The sequence below is a fragment of the Gilliamella sp. Fer1-1 genome (assembly GCF_001690825.1).
Classification (GTDB): domain Bacteria; phylum Pseudomonadota; class Gammaproteobacteria; order Enterobacterales; family Orbaceae; genus Gilliamella; species Gilliamella apicola_C.
Genome location: NZ_LZGX01000010.1, coordinates 105991 through 127195, shown reverse-complemented (window position 1 = coordinate 127195; position 21205 = coordinate 105991). Strand labels below are relative to the sequence as shown.

The 21205-nt window shown below is 35.6% G+C and carries 20 protein-coding genes; 14 read left to right on the top strand and 6 right to left on the bottom strand.

What is annotated here, in order from left to right:
• Positions 1-115 precede the first annotated feature (115 nt).
• Positions 116-814 (top strand): DUF1266 domain-containing protein, encoded by a 699-nt coding sequence (locus A9G28_RS01115; protein ID WP_065579516.1) that lies wholly within the window; start codon positions 116-118, stop codon positions 812-814.
• Positions 811-3504, top strand: a complete 2694-nt coding sequence (locus tag A9G28_RS01110; RefSeq protein ID WP_065579515.1) for a J domain-containing protein — start codon at positions 811-813, stop codon at positions 3502-3504. The genes A9G28_RS01115 and A9G28_RS01110 overlap by 4 nt, the downstream gene beginning before the upstream one ends.
• 70 nt (positions 3505-3574) lie before the next feature.
• Here the strand turns inward: A9G28_RS01110 and A9G28_RS01105 are convergent, their stop codons facing one another.
• The 3 genes from A9G28_RS01105 to xthA form a co-directional block, all read right to left on the bottom strand.
• The gene (locus A9G28_RS01105; protein ID WP_065579514.1) at positions 3575-5245 is read right to left on the bottom strand and encodes a molecular chaperone HscC; all 1671 of its coding nucleotides are present in this window, start codon (positions 5243-5245) and stop codon (positions 3575-3577) included.
• Positions 5246-5370: 125 nt separating this feature from the next.
• Positions 5371-6705 (bottom strand): exodeoxyribonuclease VII large subunit, encoded by a 1335-nt coding sequence (gene xseA / locus A9G28_RS01100; protein WP_065579513.1) that lies wholly within the window; start codon positions 6703-6705, stop codon positions 5371-5373.
• Between the two features lie 31 nt (positions 6706-6736).
• Complete coding sequence (gene xthA, locus A9G28_RS01095) at positions 6737-7543, bottom strand: exodeoxyribonuclease III (RefSeq protein ID WP_065579512.1); 807 nt, start codon at positions 7541-7543, stop codon at positions 6737-6739.
• Positions 7544-7659: 116 nt separating this feature from the next.
• Between xthA and tyrA the strand changes: the two genes are divergently transcribed.
• The 10 genes from tyrA (at position 7660) to A9G28_RS01045 (ending at position 16935) form a co-directional block, all read left to right on the top strand.
• Positions 7660-8781, top strand: coding sequence for a bifunctional chorismate mutase/prephenate dehydrogenase (gene tyrA, locus A9G28_RS01090; protein WP_065568350.1), 1122 nt, complete (start codon positions 7660-7662; stop codon positions 8779-8781).
• Between the two features lie 143 nt (positions 8782-8924).
• Positions 8925-10256: a phosphoglucosamine mutase gene (gene glmM, locus A9G28_RS01085; protein WP_065579511.1), complete on the top strand. Its 1332-nt coding sequence runs from the start codon at positions 8925-8927 to the stop codon at positions 10254-10256.
• Positions 10257-10508: 252 nt separating this feature from the next.
• A complete protein-coding gene (gene atpB / locus A9G28_RS01080) occupies positions 10509-11291 on the top strand; it encodes a F0F1 ATP synthase subunit A (RefSeq protein ID WP_065579510.1) in 783 nt (260 codons plus the stop codon).
• Positions 11292-11327: 36 nt separating this feature from the next.
• Positions 11328-11561: a F0F1 ATP synthase subunit C gene (gene atpE / locus A9G28_RS01075; RefSeq protein ID WP_442902731.1), complete on the top strand. Its 234-nt coding sequence runs from the start codon at positions 11328-11330 to the stop codon at positions 11559-11561.
• 24 nt (positions 11562-11585) lie between these two features.
• Complete coding sequence (atpF, locus tag A9G28_RS01070; protein ID WP_065568354.1) at positions 11586-12056, top strand: F0F1 ATP synthase subunit B; 471 nt, start codon at positions 11586-11588, stop codon at positions 12054-12056.
• A gap of 13 nt (positions 12057-12069) precedes the next feature.
• Entirely contained in the window at positions 12070-12603 is a 534-nt protein-coding gene (gene atpH, locus A9G28_RS01065; RefSeq protein ID WP_065568355.1) for a F0F1 ATP synthase subunit delta, read from the top strand.
• Positions 12604-12614: 11 nt separating this feature from the next.
• Positions 12615-14156 carry a F0F1 ATP synthase subunit alpha gene (gene atpA / locus A9G28_RS01060; protein WP_065568356.1) on the top strand — a complete coding sequence of 514 codons (1542 nt, stop codon included), beginning with the start codon at positions 12615-12617 and terminating at the stop codon, positions 14154-14156.
• 14 nt (positions 14157-14170) lie between these two features.
• The gene (atpG, locus tag A9G28_RS01055; RefSeq protein ID WP_065568357.1) at positions 14171-15040 is read left to right on the top strand and encodes a F0F1 ATP synthase subunit gamma; all 870 of its coding nucleotides are present in this window, start codon (positions 14171-14173) and stop codon (positions 15038-15040) included.
• A gap of 47 nt (positions 15041-15087) precedes the next feature.
• On the top strand, positions 15088-16470 hold the full coding sequence (atpD, locus tag A9G28_RS01050) for a F0F1 ATP synthase subunit beta (protein WP_065568358.1): 1383 nt from the start codon (positions 15088-15090) through the stop codon (positions 16468-16470).
• Between the two features lie 39 nt (positions 16471-16509).
• Entirely contained in the window at positions 16510-16935 is a 426-nt protein-coding gene (locus A9G28_RS01045) for a F0F1 ATP synthase subunit epsilon (protein ID WP_065568359.1), read from the top strand.
• Between the two features lie 396 nt (positions 16936-17331).
• Here A9G28_RS01045 and A9G28_RS01040 read toward each other — a convergent pair whose 3' ends face one another.
• The 3 genes from A9G28_RS01040 to A9G28_RS01030 form a co-directional block, all read right to left on the bottom strand.
• Positions 17332-17580 (bottom strand): hypothetical protein, encoded by a 249-nt coding sequence (locus A9G28_RS01040; protein WP_065579509.1) that lies wholly within the window; start codon positions 17578-17580, stop codon positions 17332-17334.
• A gap of 102 nt (positions 17581-17682) precedes the next feature.
• On the bottom strand, positions 17683-18030 hold the full coding sequence (locus tag A9G28_RS01035) for a hypothetical protein (RefSeq protein WP_065579508.1): 348 nt from the start codon (positions 18028-18030) through the stop codon (positions 17683-17685).
• Between the two features lie 102 nt (positions 18031-18132).
• On the bottom strand, positions 18133-18471 hold the full coding sequence (locus A9G28_RS01030; protein WP_065568362.1) for a hypothetical protein: 339 nt from the start codon (positions 18469-18471) through the stop codon (positions 18133-18135).
• 1139 nt (positions 18472-19610) lie between these two features.
• Here A9G28_RS01030 and A9G28_RS01025 point away from each other — a divergent pair.
• On the top strand, positions 19611-20426 hold the full coding sequence (locus A9G28_RS01025; protein ID WP_141674656.1) for a hypothetical protein: 816 nt from the start codon (positions 19611-19613) through the stop codon (positions 20424-20426).
• Between the two features lie 87 nt (positions 20427-20513).
• Positions 20514-21197, top strand: a complete 684-nt coding sequence (gene cobB, locus A9G28_RS01020) for a Sir2 family NAD+-dependent deacetylase (protein WP_065579506.1) — start codon at positions 20514-20516, stop codon at positions 21195-21197.
• Positions 21198-21205 lie beyond the last annotated feature (8 nt).

Here is a 21205-nt window from a genome sequence, read left to right as displayed (position 1 = left end):
TCTATTTTATTAAACTATATCATAAATTTCTGTTTGAATTTCAATTGTTATTTTAGTGTGAAATCTGCTATCTTTGTATAATAAATAAAATAAATCAGATGATTGGAATAAAAATATGAATCAAGATTGTGTCGATTGGCTATATGGTTTATCTGCACCGATGGTTGCTTTAAATAAGAGACATGGTGCAAGTTACACTTCGCCATCTTTTTTTCCTGACAGAACATTTGTTGATATGGAGGATGATTGGGGAATAGACTCTCGCCAAGCATTACTAAACTGTGTGTTTAATATGGTTGATGATGGGCATGCACCAATATTATCTCGATATTATTCAGTGTACTCTCGATTTTCTGAATCAGAATGGCGTGATTATTGCCAAGCACAAGATGATTATCAAAAAGTATTACTGGCGTTTGTTGAACAAACTTTTTGTGTATGTGGCTATGGTGGCATTCGTAGTTGGGATTATGCCCGTATGGGATATTTGCTACGCAATGGCACGACCAATAAATATATTAGCGAAGAAGAAGCGCTATGGATTTTTTCAAGAATTGCCGCTCGTTCTCAATATTTTTATAGATCTTGGCACCATTACTGTGCTGGTTGGGCGATTGGATTTCAATATTGGGAAACGCTCAATAATAAAGAAGATCTGGAGGCATTACGTTGTGAATTAACCCGAGCATCACAAACACATACCATGAAAATATTAATTAGCGATAAGGATTCACCTTGTAATCGCCTACCTTGGTATACTGAAATCGACAAACTAGAAAAACCAGAATCATTAGCGGAGTATGATTGGTCATGAATACAAATTTTTGGCAATTATTGGGCATCGAAAAAACAACAGATACCACGGTTATTCGTCAAGCATATCGTGTAAAGTTACCATTATATCATCCTGAAACAGATCCCGATGGATTTAAAGCTCTGCGCAAAGCGTATGAATTGGCAATGAATTATGCCAAATCGCCCGAAACAGCTATTGATGAAACTACACAGAATTCAGAAAAATCAACGCCACAACTAACAAAAGAACAAATTAAAGCGAATGAAATTTACGATGCTTATCAAGCCCTGTTAGAAGATCCACTGCGATGCTATAACATTGATGAGTGGCAAAAATTTATCGGTTCATTCTATGACTATCCAATGGAGGTTATTGATTCGGTAAAATGGCGACTATTAGAATTAAGTTACGAAACAACAAATATCTCTGAATCATGTGTCAAAGTTTTAGCCGATAATTTGCGCTGGCGTCAGCAACTCATGACACAATACACTGATGAACTTGAAAAATATGATAATTATTTAAATCACATTGATCGTGGTGATTTATTTGATTACACATGCTTACCAGCAACAAATAAAACACTACAAAATGCAACTATCGATTATATATATAATGCCAAATGGTTATTTTGGGAAAGTAGTTCGGAAGACGTTTATGAATTTTTATGCCAAGATACCGTTATTTACCTTCCTAATGATAAAAAATTTATGCTCGAATTTGCTCATTGGCACAGTGCTGCAAGCCTAAAAAATCAATCTATTTTGGATTACGCTTTAAAATGCATTGCCGAAGGCGATCAAGACGAAAATATTATTATCGAGTGGAAATATATTGCTGCCATCCAATATACTTTGCTTGAAGATAAACAAAATGCCTTACGGGCTTGGTTAGAATTGTATTATTCAGGTCATTATCAACAAAAAGCAGAAAGCTGGATAGCAGGTTGGTGTGCTTATTTTGAAAAAAATCACTTCCCATTATTAGTTATGGCGCTAAATAATAGTTATTGTGTCGCTGCCGATAAAACAGAAAATTATTTGTATACTATTCCGCAAATAACGGTAACTACAACATCACGATTAGCCTCATTAGAGAATATTGATGAGTATCCAAAAGAAATTATCGATTTTGTTAATTGGGCTTTAGATATAAGCTGGAATTACAAACAAGTCATACCAATATTGTTACTGGATGACGGCAATAATCGATTATATCGTTTATACCGACATGCCATTATGTTGCGTCACGGCAATGAAATATTATTACAAGAAATTTTAGACGATCAAAGCGATGATCCATTTGAACAATTTATTTTACAACATTTACAACGCCAAGCACGACAACATCTTGCATGGCTTGCAGAACTTTCACCCGTGCAAGAATTTAAAACATGGTTATTTGATAATAATGAAAATGCTCAACTTCCACCTCAATTCGATCCCGACGAGAATGGTAAGCTAGCTGTATATGCTCGTTTATGGCTAGATAGATTCAGCGATATTCCTGATATTGCTAAATCACATTTATATCAAAGTTTTTCTTATCCAAATATGGAAATGTTTGACTGGGTTACGTTTTTAAAATTTAATAATTATTATCAACTACCAAAATCTCCAGATCCTTCGGTTATTGCTAATAAGAAAGAAGCTTATTGGCAATGGTATCGTTGTTATTTATTAGTAATTGCAATTTCTTATGAACCAATAGAAACTGCAAAATATCTTCGGCAAGAAAATAATACTTTTATTATTGATGAAAATAACCCATTTAAACCATTAATAGCGATATTTAAGCATGGCAACTGGCAAAATGAAACCGAGCTGTATAACCTAATCAATAATGATAGTGGGCTAATTAATAATGTTTTAATTAATTATCCAAATTCAATTGAATGGTTTATTGATGCGCCTCACCTTATTGATTTTGACGATATTGAGCAAAAACTGGAGCAAATATGGACACAAAAACTGGCGAATCGAAATCCAATTTATTTAATGTTGTTATACATAATTATATTAAATAAAACTGAGCAAAAAAATAAATTAGATACGATATTACAAGATATTACTGGTGATAATAAAGAGTTAATAAACATAGCCAAAGATCTGCAAAATAATTGGATTACACTATCTTCTGATATCAAAAAAAAATACAGTTATACCAAACAAGTTGATGAAATAAGAACACTTGCTAAACGTTTATCTAACTATTACGGTATATGCGATGAAGATGAACTTGAAATGTTAGACAAGTTTAAAAACAGCTGTGGCAATGATTTAGTCTTACGGCTTTGTGCGTCATTACTTATAGCAAAACATCGTGAAAATCAACAAAAACTGGAATCACAGCCATTACCTAAAAATAGATGGTGGCAGTTTTGGCGTTGGAAAGGACGAACTAATATAAAAGGTTTTATTATACAATTATGTTGTAGCTTCATAGTGTTAGGATTGATGACCGTACTTAACAATAATTTTGAATTGGATAGTCCTACTTTCTCTATGATTTGTTATTTTGTTGTTGTAACCAACACCGTTTTTGCTATGAAACGACGTTTTAATGATATTAATAAAGGTGAGCCTCTCTGTGATTTTGTGGGCGAAATATTGGCTTATCTCTTATTTTTTGCGCCATTTTGGGTTTCTGGCATCAAACACACTAACCATTTTGGACCGCCAGTAGAAAAAGCTATCAAGAAAAAGTAAGCCGTATAAAAAACCCCTTTTATACTTATCATAAAAGGGGGTTGCTAATATTTTTAAATATCTTTATTAGTTATCGATTCAGATCTTGTAGATTAGATTCAATTTCACCACGAATTTCGTTAATTTCTTCAGAATTTTGTCTATTTAGTACTTCCATAAAAGCTTCAATATATGATCCAATTAATAGCCGTTCATTTCCCAATGATTGTGCCCATGCACGTTCCAGCCTTGCTAATAAAGTACGATTCGGCATTTCGTCGCGAGGGTGAATTTTAAGTGCTTTTAAGCGATCATGACTGTCTTGTTTTTGTTTGTCTGTTAATCCAATTGGACTATGATCAATCACTTTGCCATGTTGTTTGCCTGTCTCAAGTAAAACCACATCAACTTCTAATAAGCCATTTAGATCATAACTAAAGCGAACATCAATCCCTTGTGTTTTTTCCATTGGCGTTAGAGGCACTTCAAACTCATCAATTAAAACATTGTTTTCAACGCGTGGATTTTCACCTTGATAAACCGAAATACATATCACTTTTTGTTGAGGGTAAGTTGTGTAAAATGTTTTTACTTTCGAAGTTGGCACAATGGTATTACGTTCAATAATGGGGGAAAATAGCCCACTGACATTATTTGAACAACTTTCGATCCCTAGTGTATAAGGGCATACATCAGTTAAAATAACTTCTTCAACATCGGCATTTCGCAATCGACAAGCCGCCTGAACAGCGGCGCCTTGTGCCACGATTGTTGTCGGATTTATGTGGCGATAAGGTAGTTTTGCAAATAATTTTGTCACTAGCTCTCGAACTACACCCAATTGTGATGAACCACCGACTAAAACAATATGTTCGAGTTCGTTGGGTTTTAAGCGAGCATCACTTAAAGCTTGTTCAACTGGGGCTCGTAATCGATTAAGTAATGATAACCAAATTGATTTAGCTTTTACTTCGTTTAATGAAAATTGCCATTGTTTGTCTTGCCATAACCAGGTCAAATTATGCACTTGGTCACCACTGAGCTTACATTTTAGTTGTTCAGCTAAATCTAATAAACGCGCATAATCATCAACTGGGATATCTGGTTGTTTAAGTTTCCATTCTCTTAAGCATGCTTTGACAATTTCATCCGTAAAATCTTCACCACCTAAGTAATTATCACCTGCTGATGCATGTACCTCAATTATCGGCATGGCATATTCTAGTACAGTCACATCAAAAGTACCGCCACCTAAGTCAAAAACTAAAGTGTTACCAGACTGTTCTTCATGTAATCCATACGCCATTGAGGCCGCTGTTGGCTCATTAATTAAACGCACAGCATTTAGTCCAGCAAGTTCGGCAGCAAAGCGGGTCTGTTTACGCTGTTCGTCATTAAAATAAGCTGGAACAGATATGACGACATCATGAATTTCTTGTTGTAGAAAAGCCTCAGCATCAGCCTTTAGTGATTTTAAAACTAATGCTGAAAGCTCAGTTGGTGTAAATTTTTGATCACCTAATTCAAAAACTTTATTTGATCCTAAAAAACGTTTAAATGCCGCCACACTACGACTAGGATGAGTGGTTAAACGAGATAAAGCTGCGTGACCAACTAAAATCGAATTATCTTCATCAAGGCTGACTGCCGAAGGTGTAACAACTTCGCCTATTGAGTTGGGAATAAGTGTCGGCTGACCATTTTGCCAAACACAAATTAAACTATTGGTAGTACCTAAATCAATACCGATTGGATAATGCATAAACTCTCTAAATAATATAATAATTCCTTATTGTTTAGATTATATACTAGCGATCACCAGAATTGCAAAAATGATACTAAAAATGAGTAAAATAGGTTTATCTATCATCTTTAAATATAATTATTTTATTTATTGATTTTGGTAATTTGGCTAACAAGTTTACCTTTTTTCAGTCTTGTTACGATAATGTCGCCCACCGTGACTTGCTCAGAACGACGAACCACTGCATTGTTTTGGTCGGTGGTGACTGAATAACCTCGCTCAAGCGTAGCTAGCGGACTAACGTTGTTAAGTTGAGAGGTTTGTAAAACGAATTGATGTTGTGATTTTGTTAACTTTTGTTTAATTAAATTAATAAGTCTTTGCTGTTTTTGTTCAACTACTTGTTGTAAATAGGTAATATTATTTTGTGGTGATACACGTAATAATCGCTTATCCAAAAAATTATAGCGATTTGATAGTCTGAGTAAATATTGCTGAATATTTTCAGATAATGAATGGCGATAAGCTAGAAGTTGATTTAATTGTTTTTCTAGCTTTGTTTGTGGATGTTGAGTTTGTAATTGATGTCGCCATTTATTGAGTCTTGCTCGACACTGCATTAAATAATAATCCATTGCCATGGATAAATGCTGTTCTTTTGCTTGAATACGTTTTATCTGATCTAAATTATCATGACTTACTAGCTCGGCAGCAGCAGATGGTGTAGCCGCTCTGACATCAGCAACAAAATCTGCAATGGTAAAATCAATTTCATGTCCAACCGCGCTAACCGTCGGTATTTTGCTTGAAAAAAGGGCTCTTGCTACTATTTCTTCATTAAATGACCATAAGTCTTCAAGCGAACCTCCGCCTCGCCCAATAATTAACACATCACATTCTTGCCGAATATTGGCAATTTGAATCATCTTAGCAATTTGTCCCGCTGCCTCATTGCCTTGTACTTGAGTTGGGTAGATGATTAAATGTAAGCTAGGATCACGACGCTTTAATATTTGGCAAATATCATGTAGCGCAGCACCCGTTGATGAAGTGATAATGCCAACAGTACGAATATTTTCAGGAAGTGGCTGTTTATACATGGGATCAAATAAACCTTCGTCTGACAGTTTTTGTTTTAACTGCTCAAACTTTTGCTGTAGTAATCCTGCTCCTGCGGGTTGAATTTTATCAATAACTAATTGATACTCACCACGAGCTTCATACAATGTAACTGTTGCTCGAACTAAAACTTGCTGTCCATTTTGTGGTGTAAAGCCAGCACGTAAATTACTATTGCGAAACATTGCACAGCGCACCTGTGCACTGTCGTCTTTTAATGAGAAATACCAATGGCCTGACGATGGACGAGAAAAGTTTGAGATTTCGCCCATAAGCCAAATCTGACCAATAGCATCACAAAGCAACTCTTTCACCATTTGATTGAGATCTTTAATCGATAAAATTGAACTACCTTGCATACTATTATCCTTATGGTAACTATATCTATGGTTATGATAAATCAAATTGAGCCCAAATTGGTGCATGATCAGATGGTTTTTCCATCGCTCTGATATCATAATCAATACCTGTTTGCAGGTAGTAATTCATCATTTTTTTGCTAGCTAAAATCAAATCGATGCGTAGCCCTGTATGGGTATCAAAACCTTTAGAACGATAATCAAACCAAGAATATGTTTTTTCTTTTGGATAAGCATTACGGTAAGTATCAGTAAAACCAAGTGACATTAAATCGTTTATCCATTCACGCTCTTCGGGCAAAAATGAACATTTACCTGTACGTAACCAACGTTTTCGGTTTTCTTCAGTAAGACCTATATCTAAATCGGTTGGGCAAATATTCATATCCCCCATTATTAATGATAATTGGCTATTTAATTGCTGCTGTTCGATATAAGTTATTAAATCTTGATAAAATTTACGCTTGGCAGGATATTTTATTTCATGATGTAAACTTTCACCTTGCGGAAAATAACCATTAATTACCATTAAATTGCCTTGGCTAGTTGGTAACTCAGCAATAATCAAACGGCATTGTGCGTCTTCGTTATCGGTTGGAAAACCACATTGTACTGAAATGGGTTTTTGTTTAGTTAACAATGCCACACCATAGTGGCTTTTTTGCCCGTGATAATGTAAGTGATAACCAAACTGAGCAAGCTCTTCAACGGGAAATTGGTCATTATGTACTTTGGTTTCTTGAAGACCAATAATATCTGGTTGGTGGGTATCAATAATTGCCGCCAGCTGATGAATTCGGGCTCGAAGGCTGTTAATATTAAAAGAGATAACTTTCATGATTATTTTATTGTGTTACATTTAATGTTGTAGTTGCCCCATCCTACCAAAAATACGTTATACTGTTAAGCTATTACATAAAGAGTTGTCATTTGTGATAAAAGGAATAGTCGAATATGTCTACGGAATTAACTGCCTTGCGCGATAAAATCGATGAAGTTGATAAATCAATTTTATCATTAATTACCAAACGATTAGCATTAGTTACCGAAGTTGGTGAAGTAAAAAGTAAACATGGTATTCCTATTTATGATCCTAAACGTGAAGCAGAAATGCTAAACAAAAGACGACAAGAAGCTGAAAATGCGGGTATATCTCCCGCATTAATTGAAGATATTTTACGTCGTTTGATGCGTGAATCGTATATTAGCGAAAATGACAAAGGTTTCAAAAAAGTTTATACAGGCCAAGGTTCTATAGTCATTGTTGGTGGTAATGGACAAATGGGGCGGTTATTTGCTCGGTTATTTACCTTATCAGGCTACCAAGTTAAAACGTTAGGCTCTAAAACTATGCATCAAGCTACTGAAATAGTTGCTGATGCTGCTGCGGTTATTGTCACAGTGCCAATAAATAAAACTTGTGAAATCATAAAACAATTACCGCAATTGCCAAAAGATTGTATCTTAACGGATTTTACTTCTATCAAAGCTAAACCACTTGAAACGATGCTAGAAAAGCATCAAGGACCCGTTGTCGGATTGCATCCTATGTTTGGCCCTGATGTGCCTAATTTAGCCAAACAAATTATCGTTTATTGTGAAGGTCGCGAACCGACTAAATATCAATGGTTAATTGAGCAAATGCGTATATGGGGTGCTAATTTATGCGCTATTGATGCCAAAGAGCATGATAAATGCATGTCGTTCATTCAAGCATTACGCCATTTTACCTCTTTTTCATACGGCGTAAATTTACAACGTGAACAGGCTGATTTAGAGCAACTAATTGCACTATCATCTCCTATCTATCGGCTTGAACTGATGATGGTTGGACGGTTGTTTGCTCAAGATCCCGCTCTTTATGCCGATATTATTATGGCATCAGATGATAATATTGAATTAATCAAGCGCTATTATGAACGCTTTGGGCAAATGGTGAAATTAATTGAACAACGTAATAAAACTAAATTTATTGAGAATTTTAATGAAGTCACCGCCTGGTTTGGCAATTATGCAGAACGCTTTATCAAAGAGAGCCAAGTATTATTAAAATTTGCCAACGATAGTCGAGAATAGTTTTATAATGAAACGTCTATTTTATTGATTTTTTTTTACAACTTGGGGTATACGGTTATCAAAAAAATCGCATACAACTTTAAAGTAAAGTATTGTTAATTAAATGTTGTCCAACATAACAAATATTAGTATGAGGGTACAAAATGTCTAATCGGAAATATTTTGGTACAGATGGGATTCGCGGTAAAGTTGGGCAGCATCCTATTACGCCAGATTTTGCGCTTAAATTAGGTTGGGCTGCAGGCCGTGTTCTTGCTAAAGATGGTGTTAAAAAAGTATTAATCGGTAAAGATACCCGCATTTCAGGCTATATGCTTGAGTCAGCACTAGAAGCAGGTTTTGCCTCCGCTGGCGTTGCAGCAGCTTTTACAGGCCCTATGCCAACCCCCGCTATTGCCTACTTAACTCGCACTTTTCGGGCTGATGCTGGAGTGGTCATTTCTGCTTCACATAACCCTTTTTATGATAATGGTATTAAGTTCTTTTCAGCCGAAGGAAAAAAACTTGATGATGCAATTGAATTAGAAATCGAGGCTGAGCTTGAAAAAGAGATCGATTGCGTAGAATCAAAACAACTTGGTCGAGCAAGCCGTATCACCGATGCAGCGGGACGCTATATCGAATTTTGTAAAAGCACATTCGATCATGATTTAAGTCTAGCTACATTAAAAATTGTTGTCGATTGCGCTAATGGCGCAACTTATCACATTGCACCCAAAGTGCTTCGTGAACTTGGTGCTACGGTCATAAAAATTGGCTGTGAACCTGATGGTGTTAATATCAATGAAAACTGTGGTGCAACTGACGTTAAAGCTCTCGCTAAATGTGTTATTGATGAAAAAGCAGATTTAGGCTTTGCATTAGATGGTGATGGCGATCGTATTATCATGGTTGATCATAAAGGACGCAAAATTGATGGTGATCAAATTATTTACATCATTGCTCGCGAAGCACTAAGGCAAGGTCAACTCAAAGGTGGAGTTGTTGGCACATTAATGAGCAATATGGGGCTTGAAATTGCACTTAAAAATCTTGGAATTTCTTTTGTTCGAGCCAAAGTAGGCGATCGTTATGTGCTTGAAAAATTAGTAGAAAAAAACTGGCGCTTAGGTGCTGAAAATTCAGGCCATGTGTTATTATTAGATAAAACCACCACGGGTGATGGTATCGTTGCGGGCTTACAAGTACTAGCGGCAATGGTGCGTAATGATATGTCATTAGCTGATTTATGCAGTGGCATGACAATGCTACCGCAAGTCTTAATTAATATCCGTTTTTCAGGCAAAGAAGATCCACTAAATAGTACTGCTGTAAAATCAGCTATTGAAAAAGCAGAAAAACAGCTTGGCAATCATGGGCGAGTTTTGATCCGTAAATCAGGTACAGAACCACTGATTCGCGTCATGGTTGAGGGAAACAATGAAATGGAAGCCCAAAAATTAGCAGAAACTATTGCCATAGCAGTTAAAAATTAAAAATAACCTCATTTATGCCCATTAATTAAGCCATTGATTGAACAATCTTTGGTTTAAAATAATAGATGAAGTTGCGCATATTTACACAAAATTAGTAAAAAGTGTCTAAATTTTTAATTTCGTTAATCAAAGGTTGACTTAATATAGGCAATTGGGTTTAAAATAGTGGCTTCAATTATTACAACGATTGCTTATACCTTTCTAGGTAAATAAGCAGTATTCTTTATTTTTAGGAATAAGTAAGAGGGTTATATGTCTGTTTCCTCTCCAGCTTCACCACAAGCTTACATCAAGCATCATCTTGAAAACTTGCAAGTAGGTTCGGGTTTTTGGACCTTAAACCTTGACTCACTATTCTTTTCAATTCTACTTGGTGTAATCTTTTTATGGATCTTTCACCGCGTTGCTAAAAAAGCAACTAGTGGAGTGCCTAGTAAATTACAATGTGCTGTTGAAATGATTTTTGAATTTGTCAACAATACTGTTAAAGATATGTTCTCAGGTCAAAATAAGCTCATTGCACCGCTAGCTTTAACAGTGTTTATTTGGGTTTTCTTAATGAATTTTATGGATCTTATCCCGGTTGACTTTCTCCCTTATGCAGGTCAATACCTAGGTCTATCACATTTAAGGGTTGTTCCAACAGCAGATGTTAGCATCACTATGTCAATGTCTTTAGGCGTCTTTGTCCTTATTATTATTTATTCTATTAAATATAAAGGGATTAGTGGTTTCATTAAAGAATATACACTTCACCCTTTCAATCACTGGGCATTTGCGCCGATTAATTTAGTGCTTGAATTAGTTAGTCTTTTAGCTAAGCCTGTTTCTTTAGGGCTTCGACTTTTCGGAAATATGTACGCAGGTGAACTTATCTTCATCTTAATTGCTGCATTATTGCCTTGGTGGTCACAGTGGGTATTGTCATTACCATGGGCCATCTTCCATATTTTAATTATTACATTACAAGCATTTATTTTTATGGTGTTGACGATCGTCTATTTAGCTATGGCGTCGGCAACGGAAGATCATTAATTTTAATATTTTTTTGATAATAAACTGGAGTATATAATGGATATTAGTATGTTATTTGTAGCCGCAGGTATAATGATGGGATTAGCTGCAATTGGTGGTGCAGTTGGTATTGGTTTATTAGGTGGCAAATTTTTAGAAGGTGCTGCTCGCCAACCAGAATTAATGCCTATGTTACGTACTCAATTCTTTATCGTAATGGGCTTAGTTGATGCGATCCCAATGATTTGTGTGGGTATTGCGCTTTATGTTATTTTTGCTGTCGCTGGCTAATAAAAATTTAAGAGGAATCGTGTCATGAATATGAACGCAACGCTCCTCGGCCAAGCAATTACATTTGTATTGTTTGTTTGGTTCTGTATGAAGTTTGTTTGGCCTCCAGTTATCGGCGCAATTGAAAAGCGTCAAAAAGAGATAGCCGAAGGACTTGCTTCAGCAGAAACAGCAAAAAAAGATTTGGAATTAGCCAAAGCAAATACATCTGACATAATGCAACAGGCTAAGGTTGAGGCCAATGCAATTATTGAGCAAGCAAACAAACGCAAAGCAGCCATTCTTGAAGAAGCAAAGCAAGAAGCTTCTCGTGAAAAAGAACGAATTGTTGCTCAAGGGCTTGCCGAAGTAGAGGCCGAACGCAAACGAGCTAAAGAAGAGCTCAAACAACAAGTCGCTACACTCGCTATTGCTGGTGCAGAAAAAATTATTCAACGTTCTGTTAATGAAGCCGCAAATAGCGACATCATTGATAAACTCGTAGCTGAACTATAAGGAGATATGAGCAATGGCTGACTTAATTACGATTGCTCGCCCTTATGCTAAAGCCGCTTTCGAGTTTGCGGTAGAAAAAAACAGCATCGAATCATGGCATAAAATGCTAGTGTTAACATCAGAAGTAAGTAAAGATGCTCAAATAAAGAGCGTTTTAACATCTGACATGAAAGCCGATTCGGTGGCTAATTTACTCATCAATATCTGCAAAGATGTGTTAGATGAGTTTAGCACTAACTTTATTAAGATTATGGCTGAAAACAAACGGTTATCACTTCTTCCCGAAGTACTAACTTTGTTTGAGCAATATTGTTTAGAGAAAAATGCCCAAGCAGATGTAGATGTGATTTCTGCTAGTGAGCTAACCAATGAACAACTTAATAAGATTTCTGTCGCTGTCGAAAAACGTTTATCACGAAAAGTAAAACTAAAATGTCACATAGATAAATCGCTCATTTCTGGTTTTATTATTCGTACGGGCGATATGGTTATTGATAGTAGTATCAGAGGGCGTTTAAATCGTTTAACTGACGCTCTACAGTCTTAAGGGGACTGATAATGCAGCTAAATTCAACTGAAATAAGTGAACTAATTAAAGAGCGGATAGCTCAGTTCAATATTGTGAGTGATGCTCACAATGAAGGAACTATCATATCTGTAAGTGATGGTATCCTTCGAATCCATGGACTAACTGATGTAATGCAAGGTGAAATGATTGCATTACCAGGAGGTCGCTATGCAATGGCTCTCAATCTTGAAAGAGACTCTGTCGGTGCGGTGGTCATGGGACCATACGAAGATTTATCTGAAGGAATGAAAGTCCAATGTACTGGCCGTATATTACAAGTACCAGTTGGTGAAGGTTTATTAGGTCGTGTTATTAACACATTAGGTGAGCCAATTGATGGTAAAGGTTCGCTTCAACATGATGGGTTTTCACCAGTTGAAGTTGTTGCACCAGGTGTTATCGATCGTAAATCTGTTGATCAAGCATTACAAACTGGCTATAAAGCCGTTGACTCAATGATTCCAATTGGTCGAGGTCAGCGTGAACTTATCATCGGTGACCGTCAAACAGGTAAAACAGCACTTGCTGTCGATGCGATCATCAATCAACGTGACTCTGGCGTAAAATGTATCTATGTCGCTATTGGCCAAAAACAATCAACTATTGCCAATGTTGTGCGTAAACTTGAAGAACATGGTGCATTAAAAAATACGATTGTTGTTGTTGCCTCTGCATCTGAATCAGCAGCATTACAATATTTAGCGCCATATGCCGGTTGTGCAATGGGCGAATACTTTCGTGATCGAGGCCAAGATGCATTAATTGTTTATGATGATTTATCTAAACAAGCGGTTGCTTACCGTCAAATTTCGTTATTACTTCGTCGCCCACCTGGACGTGAAGCTTATCCAGGTGATGTATTTTATCTTCACTCTCGTTTACTTGAACGTGCTGCGCGCGTCAACGAAGCCTATGTTGAAGAGTACACTAAAGGCGAAGTTAAAGGTAAAACAGGTTCTTTAACGGCATTACCAATTATTGAAACGCAAGCTGGTGACGTTTCGGCATTCGTACCAACTAACGTAATTTCGATTACTGATGGTCAGATATTCCTTGAAACTAGCCTATTTAACTCAGGCATTCGCCCAGCGGTTAACCCAGGTATTTCGGTTTCTCGTGTTGGTGGTGCTGCGCAAACTAAGATAATGAAAAAATTATCAGGTGGTATCCGTACTGCGCTTGCACAATATCGTGAATTAGCTGCGTTCTCACAGTTTGCTTCTGACTTAGATGAGGCAACAAGAAATCAATTGAGCCACGGTGAAAAAGTGACAGAATTACTCAAACAAAAGCAATATGCTCCTATGACTGTTGCTGAGCAATCAATTGTACTTTATGCCGCTGAGCGTGGTTATTTAGAAGATGTTGAACTCGCTAAAGTGTTACCATTTGAAACCGCACTACTTGCTTATGCTCATAGTCAATATGGCGATTTTGTTAAACAAATCGATGAGACCGGTAATTACAATGATGAGATTGAAAGTAAGCTAAAAGCATTACTTGAAAGCTTTAAATCAACTCAAACTTGGTAAGGGTGGGGTAAAAAATGGCTAATGCAAAAGAGATTAGAACCAAAATTGCCAGTATCCAAAGTACGCAAAAGATCACTAAAGCGATGGAAATGGTTGCCAACTCTAAAATGCGTAAAACGCAAGATAGAATGGCAGCTAGCCGGCCATATGCAGAGATGATCCGTGAAGTAATTGGACATTTAGCGTTAGCTCAGATAGGCGCCAAACATCCATATTTAGAAGAAAGGGATGTAAAGCGAGTTGGCTATCTTATCATTTCAACCGATCGTGGTTTATGTGGTGGATTAAATATCAACCTTTTCAAGGCGGTTATTACTGACATGTCAGCATGGCAGGAGAAAGGTGTCGAAGCAGATGTAGCTTTAATTGGTTCACGAGGTGTGTCGTTTTTCTCTTCAGTAAAAGCGAATATCTTAACCCAAGTCACTAACTTGGGAGACGAGCCAACTTTATCAGATTTAATTGGTCCGGTAAAAACAATGTTGGAGGCTTATGACGAGGGTAAGATTGATAAATTATATATTGTAACAAATAAATTTATTAATACCATGTCACAAAAGCCAACAATACAGCAGTTATTGCCATTACCACATTCAGAAGATGACAAACTCAAAGCTTCATCATGGGATTATATTTATGAGCCTGATGCTAAATCACTATTAGATGTGATTTTACGTCGCTATATTGAATCACAAGTCTATCAAGCAGTGGTTGATAATTTAGCGAGTGAACAAGCAGCAAGAATGGTAGCCATGAAAGCGGCAACAGATAACGGTGCAAACCTAATTAATGAATTGCAAATTGTGTATAACAAAGCGCGCCAAGGTGCGATTACTAATGAATTGATTGATATTGTATCCGGTGCAGCCGCGGTTTCAGGTTAGTGCTAAATATTGGCTTATAGTTAAGAAAAAGACGTAGAGGATTAAAAATGGCTACTGGAAAGATTGTCCAGATCATCGGTGCGGTGGTTGATGTCGAATTCCCCGAAGATGCAGTACCAAAGGTATATGATGCATTAGAAGTGGAAACTGGCGCTGAAAAATTAGTTCTGGAAGTTCAACAACAATTAGGTGGTGGTGTTGTTTGCTGTATTGCGATGGGATCATCTGATGGTTTAAGACGTGGACTTAAAGTGGTAAACACTGGTCACGGCATTGAAGTACCAGTGGGGACTAAAACACTGGGGCGTATCATGAACGTACTTGGTGATCCTGTTGATAAAGCAGGCCCAATTGGGGAAGAAGAGCGTTGGGCTATCCACCGTGCAGCACCGACTTATGAAGAACTTGCGAACTCAACTGAATTACTTGAAACAGGTATTAAAGTTATCGACTTAATTTGCCCATTTGCTAAAGGGGGTAAAGTGGGTCTATTCGGTGGTGCTGGTGTGGGTAAAACCGTTAATATGATGGAGTTAATCCGTAACATCGCTATCGAACACTCTGGTTACTCAGTATTCACAGGTGTAGGTGAACGTACTCGTGAAGGTAATGACTTTTATCACGAAATGAAAGAATCAAACGTGCTTGATAAAGTATCGTTAGTTTATGGTCAGATGAATGAGCCACCAGGCAACCGTTTACGCGTTGCGTTAACTGGTTTAACCATGGCAGAAAAATTCCGTGATGAAGGTAAAGATGTATTATTATTCATCGATAATATTTATCGTTATACCTTAGCTGGTACCGAAGTATCTGCGTTATTAGGTCGTATGCCATCGGCAGTAGGTTATCAACCGACATTAGCTGAAGAAATGGGCTTATTACAAGAGCGTATTACTTCAACTAAAACAGGCTCAATTACGTCAATCCAAGCTGTATATGTACCAGCAGATGACTTGACTGACCCATCACCAGCAACAACATTTGCTCACTTAGATGCAACAATCGTATTGAGCCGACAAATCGCCTCATTAGGTATCTATCCAGCGGTGGATCCATTGGATTCAACCAGCCGTCAATTAGATCCTTTAGTGGTTGGTCAAGAGCATTATGATTGTGCCCGTGGCGTTCAGTCGATTTTACAACGTTATCAAGAATTAAAAGATATTATTGCGATTCTTGGTATGGATGAGTTATCAGAAGAAGATAAATTAATTGTTGCTCGTGCGCGTAAGATTCAACGCTTCTTATCTCAACCATTCTTTGTTGCAGAAGTATTTACTGGTTCACCAGGTAAATATGTACCATTGAAAGATACGATAAGTGCATTTACGGGTATCATGAAAGGCGATTATGACCATATACCAGAACAAGCGTTCTATATGGTTGGTTCAATTGATGAAGCGATTGAGAAAGCAAAATCTCTCTAGGAGATTCATTGAGCAGATCGTATTAACGGAGATAGTAATATGGCACTAACTTCCTATCAATTAGAAGTTGTTAGTGCTGAATCTCACCTATTTTCAGGTGATGTTCAGCGAATCAGAGTAACTGGTCAAGAAGGTGAGCTCGGGATCTATCCTGGTCATACACCTTTACTCACAACAATAAAACCAGGTATGGTTGGTATTGTGAAAACGAATGGCGAAGAAGAGTTTATCTATCTGTCTGGTGGTATTTTAGAAGTTCAACCTAACATCGTAACCATCTTAGCAGATACTGCTATTCGGGGTGAAGACTTAGATGAAGCAAGAGCGCAAGAAGCGGTAAGGCAAGCGCAGGAACATATTAATCACCTAAGTGATGATGTGTCATTTGCTCAAGCATCTGCCGAACTATCTAAGGCATTAGCAAAAATTCGTGTTATTGAATTAACTCGCCGTGTCGGCCAATAATTTGCTTTTTATGTTGTAGTGCACAAAAAAGGTTACTGGATAGAATTGCTGAGTAACCTTTTTAATTTTAGCGTTCCAAATGTTAAGCGTTAGTTTTCTTTCAATTCTCTTCAATATTATTTTCTTATTAAATTAATACTGAAACCTACATTTTTCTGAAACTTCTTAATAGAAAACTCGCAATAACTTAAAATTTCTTTTTCATTTAAATATAGGAAAATTAGGGTTATACCTACTACTTAGCTGTTTTCGCAAAGTAACAAGGACAGTTATTCAACAGTTTTTGAAACAAAGTAAACTACACCCAATCCAGCAGAGCAAGAATCATAAATATCATTTTCATTAACCTCTACAGCGTCATTTTTCGTTATGGCTTGATAACTGTTACCATCATCATCATGGAAAACAAAATGATAAACTTGTGTATATATACTGTTTTTTTATTGTAGTATTTGTATTTTTCTTCTTTTCTGATGCCAATAAGGTGACTTTGGTTTTGGACGGATCTAAATTTCCCATATCAACGATACCAGCATATTGCATTTGCCTTAGTGCATCGTTCATAAACTGATTTGAGCAATTAGGCACTTTAGCAAAAGAGATAGCTGGTAATATTAACCCAATAATTAAAATAATTTTTTTCATGTTATAACCTTAATTTTGTTTTCCTTATTCTGTGTAGCTAACTTGTAAAGCTACAGTATCAATTCATTAAATAATTTTTGAAATCTTTGGCAATTTGATCCATTAATCAAAATAATCAATCTGGCGTTTTGATACTAAATAACTATCAACTTCACCTATCGAGCAGTCTTTATTAGAAGCTTCACTTTTGGTGATAACTTCATAAGCTTTATTTTTATTATCATAAAAAACAAAATGGTAAATTTGCGTATATAAATCCTTACTTTTCTGTTCAGATGCTAAAAGGGTTATTCTCAATTTTGATTGATTCAAGTTTTCAATCTCCACTATATTACTATTTTTCAACCACTCCTTAGCCTTATCCAAAGCGCGAGTATGGCAATCTGGCCCTTTAGCAAAAGATAGCATTGGGCATAATATTAACAATATTACTAAAGAAAGCTTTTTCATATAATTACCTTAAGTTATTCTTTTTTTAACTTATATTATTTTTATCATTGACTAAAAACACGCTAAAATGCCAAATTTACTTGCCTATTATTAGATAAGCTACTAATGAACTTGACTTTTGGATATTAGATATTTATTCACATCACTGATTGAACATTCTTCATATGATGCTTGGCTTTTGGTAATAACTTGGTAGCTATTACCATGTGTATCATAAAAAACAAAGTTATATATTTGCGTATACACCCCTTTTTTTATTTCTTCTGATACCAACTGTGTTATTTTGGTTTTAGATTCATCTAACTTTCGAATATCTACTATGTTCTCGTTTTTCATCCAAGCCAAAGTCATATTCATCGGCCAAGAATAACAATTAGGTCCTTTAGCAAAAGAGGCTAATGGGCACAACATTAACAATATTAGTATAGAAAACTTTTTCATCTTATTACCTCAATTCATTCATTTCTTATCTTTGGCAGAATATAACCACCTAATAATTTAACAATCGTTCGATTGATAACTAGCTAATAAGTTTTTGTCCTTGCCCAACTTACCTCTTCAATTAAACTTATTGTTTTCATATAATTATTTAATTATTTTATAGTGAGTTAGCTTATCATAAACGTGTATTGTTAATACACTATTTGTTATATTAATCCTCGCCTTCAAAATGGATAAAAAGTCACCGCTGTGATATCAATAAAAAGGGGGAAGCAAGAGCTTCATATTTAGTCTTCGGGTTTAGATAAAGAAGTCAAAGAAATTGATGATAAAAAAGGCTCAACCAATGAAAATGATTAAGCTAGTTGTTATATTGTTGGTTAATTTTATAGGTGGATTACTAAGCTATCAATAGCGTTATCACTTTATCAGGAAACACGGCACACCTGCGTCTTATTATTTACTATATTATGGTTTGTGTTATTGCTGTTTTATTATTATTTCAATCTTTATATTAAATAAAACGATCATCAGGTTTAGTTTTTTGTGGGATGATTGTTGGTATTTTAATAAGTTTTATCTTATGGATTACCTGTCCATTCATTGTGGGAAATTATTATAGATCATCAGCCCTGAATATAGCTATTATTATAATCTATCTACTTATACCATCAGCTATTACCCTTAATTTCGCCATATTTCCAGTAAGCTTATTATGTTGTCATTACTCAATTGTTTGGATTGAAAAAATATATAACAAAATTATTCATATGATTAGGTCATCTTAAACCGTATAGAGACAACCAATACGGTATGTCCATTCAAATTAAGTTCTAGTACAATAAAAATCAGTCAGAAAACCAATTGATTTTATTGAAGTTTTTATTTTGAAAAAATGATAAGAAATAATAACATGAATCCTTTTGCTGCAAGCTATACCTTATGGTGTACGGGTTAATACATTAAGTCTATTGTAAAGGCGGATACTATTTAATATTTTGGCTAGGATCATATAAAGTATTGAGATTTAATCTTACATAACTTATTAAATAAAATAATATTATGGATTATTTATAATAAAAAAAATGATATAGTATGAAAGATTAATTTTTGATTATTAATAAAGATGTGATTTTTTAATGAAGAAAATTACTTCCTTCTTATTTTTTATACCCATTATATGGTTAATGTTTTCTTTTTCATGTTTAGCTAAACCAAAAGTTATCCATGTTCTTGTTGCACTATGTGATAACAAATACCAAAAGATTGTTCCTGTTCCAAAAGCTATAGGTAATGGACAAGATCCTAAAAGTAATCTTTATTGGGGAGCCGCTTATGGTTTTAAAACCTACTTTGCAAAACAAAAAGAGTGGCAAGTTATAAAAATTAATCGGCCAAGCAATGATAAAATATTAGAAGAAATAATTTATAAACATCAAAATCAAGATGTTTATATCATAGCACAAGCATATAATGGTAAATATATAGATGATACTGTCAATGATTTTCTAGATTATGCTGCTGGTAAAAAAGAGCAATCCTATTTGTTTGGTGATAAAAAAGTTATTGTTGGAGGCAAAGCTGACTTAGTTGTTTATATTGGCCATGATTCGTTAATGGAATGGTCATGGCGTAAATATTTACCTGATAGCTGGCGATGGGAAACACTCTCAAAAGAGCAACAGGCAAAACAAAAATCGCGTTATGCAGCAGTATTTGCATGCAAAAGTCAGCAATATTTTTCACCACCGCTATCTCGTTTAGGTATTACGTCACTGATTTTAACTATGCACCGAATGGCGCCTGAAGCATATAGCGTTTATGCAATGATTGATAGTTGGCTAAAAGTTGATCCCAAAGAAGTTACTCGCCAAAAGGTAGCAAGCGCTTATAGCCAATATCAAAAACTAAATAAGCCAGCATTACAGATTTTTACAACTGAATATAAGCAATAATCCTAATTATTTTTTAATCACACGATAAGCACTATAGATGTTTAATTTATAGCAAAATAATTAAATAACGAAGGTATATATACAATTATGAAGGCACCTAAAATTGTCATTTTAACTGGCGCTGGTATTTCAGCTGAATCTGGATTATCAACGTTCCGTGCACAAAATGGATTGTGGGAAGGGTATAATGTAGATGATGTTGCAACCTATGAGGGATATCTTCGAGATCCGATTGCTGTTCATCAATTTTATAATATGTTGCGTAATAAATTACAAGATCCTAATGTAAAACCCAATGCTGCACATTTTGCATTGGCAGAGCTAGAACAAAAGTTAGGTTTTGATAACGTATTAATTGTGACACAAAATGTAGATAATTTGCATGAACAAGCTGGATCAAAAAATATTATTCACATGCATGGTGAGTTATTAAAAGTTCGTAATGAAAAAACAGGGCAGATTATTGATTGTAATAAAGATATCGATTATGCACAAAATACATTAATCCGCCCACATATTGTTTGGTTTGGAGAGATTCCATTACAAATGGATGCTATCCATGACGCACTGTTACAGGCAGATTATTTTATTTCAATAGGTACATCAGGAAATGTTTATCCAGCAGCGGGGTTTGTTCAGATTGCAAATCAATCTGGTGCTAAAACCATTGAGCTGAATTTAGAGCCTAGCTTTAAACAAAATTTATTCCAAACAAAAATTTATGGGCCTGCAAGTAAAATTGTTCCTGAATTTATTAAGACATTTATCTAACAATAAAC

Excerpts from the sequence above, each read along its gene's own strand:
- A9G28_RS01115 (WP_065579516.1), top strand. The coding sequence starts at position 116 with ATGAATCAAGATTGTGTCGATTGGCTATATGGTTTATCTGCACCGATG.
- A9G28_RS01110 (WP_065579515.1), top strand. The coding sequence starts at position 811 with ATGAATACAAATTTTTGGCAATTATTGGGCATCGAAAAAACAACAGAT.
- A9G28_RS01105 (WP_065579514.1), bottom strand. The coding sequence starts at position 5,245 with ATGCATTATCCAATCGGTATTGATTTAGGTACTACCAATAGTTTAATT.
- xseA (WP_065579513.1), bottom strand. The coding sequence starts at position 6,705 with ATGCAAGGTAGTTCAATTTTATCGATTAAAGATCTCAATCAAATGGTG.
- xthA (WP_065579512.1), bottom strand. The coding sequence starts at position 7,543 with ATGAAAGTTATCTCTTTTAATATTAACAGCCTTCGAGCCCGAATTCAT.
- tyrA (WP_065568350.1), top strand. The coding sequence starts at position 7,660 with ATGTCTACGGAATTAACTGCCTTGCGCGATAAAATCGATGAAGTTGAT.
- glmM (WP_065579511.1), top strand. The coding sequence starts at position 8,925 with ATGTCTAATCGGAAATATTTTGGTACAGATGGGATTCGCGGTAAAGTT.
- atpB (WP_065579510.1), top strand. The coding sequence starts at position 10,509 with ATGTCTGTTTCCTCTCCAGCTTCACCACAAGCTTACATCAAGCATCAT.
- atpE (WP_442902731.1), top strand. The coding sequence starts at position 11,328 with ATGGATATTAGTATGTTATTTGTAGCCGCAGGTATAATGATGGGATTA.
- atpF (WP_065568354.1), top strand. The coding sequence starts at position 11,586 with ATGAATATGAACGCAACGCTCCTCGGCCAAGCAATTACATTTGTATTG.
- atpH (WP_065568355.1), top strand. The coding sequence starts at position 12,070 with ATGGCTGACTTAATTACGATTGCTCGCCCTTATGCTAAAGCCGCTTTC.
- atpA (WP_065568356.1), top strand. The coding sequence starts at position 12,615 with ATGCAGCTAAATTCAACTGAAATAAGTGAACTAATTAAAGAGCGGATA.
- atpG (WP_065568357.1), top strand. The coding sequence starts at position 14,171 with ATGGCTAATGCAAAAGAGATTAGAACCAAAATTGCCAGTATCCAAAGT.
- atpD (WP_065568358.1), top strand. The coding sequence starts at position 15,088 with ATGGCTACTGGAAAGATTGTCCAGATCATCGGTGCGGTGGTTGATGTC.
- A9G28_RS01045 (WP_065568359.1), top strand. The coding sequence starts at position 16,510 with ATGGCACTAACTTCCTATCAATTAGAAGTTGTTAGTGCTGAATCTCAC.
- A9G28_RS01040 (WP_065579509.1), bottom strand. The coding sequence starts at position 17,580 with ATGAAAAAAATTATTTTAATTATTGGGTTAATATTACCAGCTATCTCT.
- A9G28_RS01035 (WP_065579508.1), bottom strand. The coding sequence starts at position 18,030 with ATGAAAAAGCTTTCTTTAGTAATATTGTTAATATTATGCCCAATGCTA.
- A9G28_RS01030 (WP_065568362.1), bottom strand. The coding sequence starts at position 18,471 with ATGAAAAAGTTTTCTATACTAATATTGTTAATGTTGTGCCCATTAGCC.
- A9G28_RS01025 (WP_141674656.1), top strand. The coding sequence starts at position 19,611 with ATGAAGAAAATTACTTCCTTCTTATTTTTTATACCCATTATATGGTTA.
- cobB (WP_065579506.1), top strand. The coding sequence starts at position 20,514 with ATGAAGGCACCTAAAATTGTCATTTTAACTGGCGCTGGTATTTCAGCT.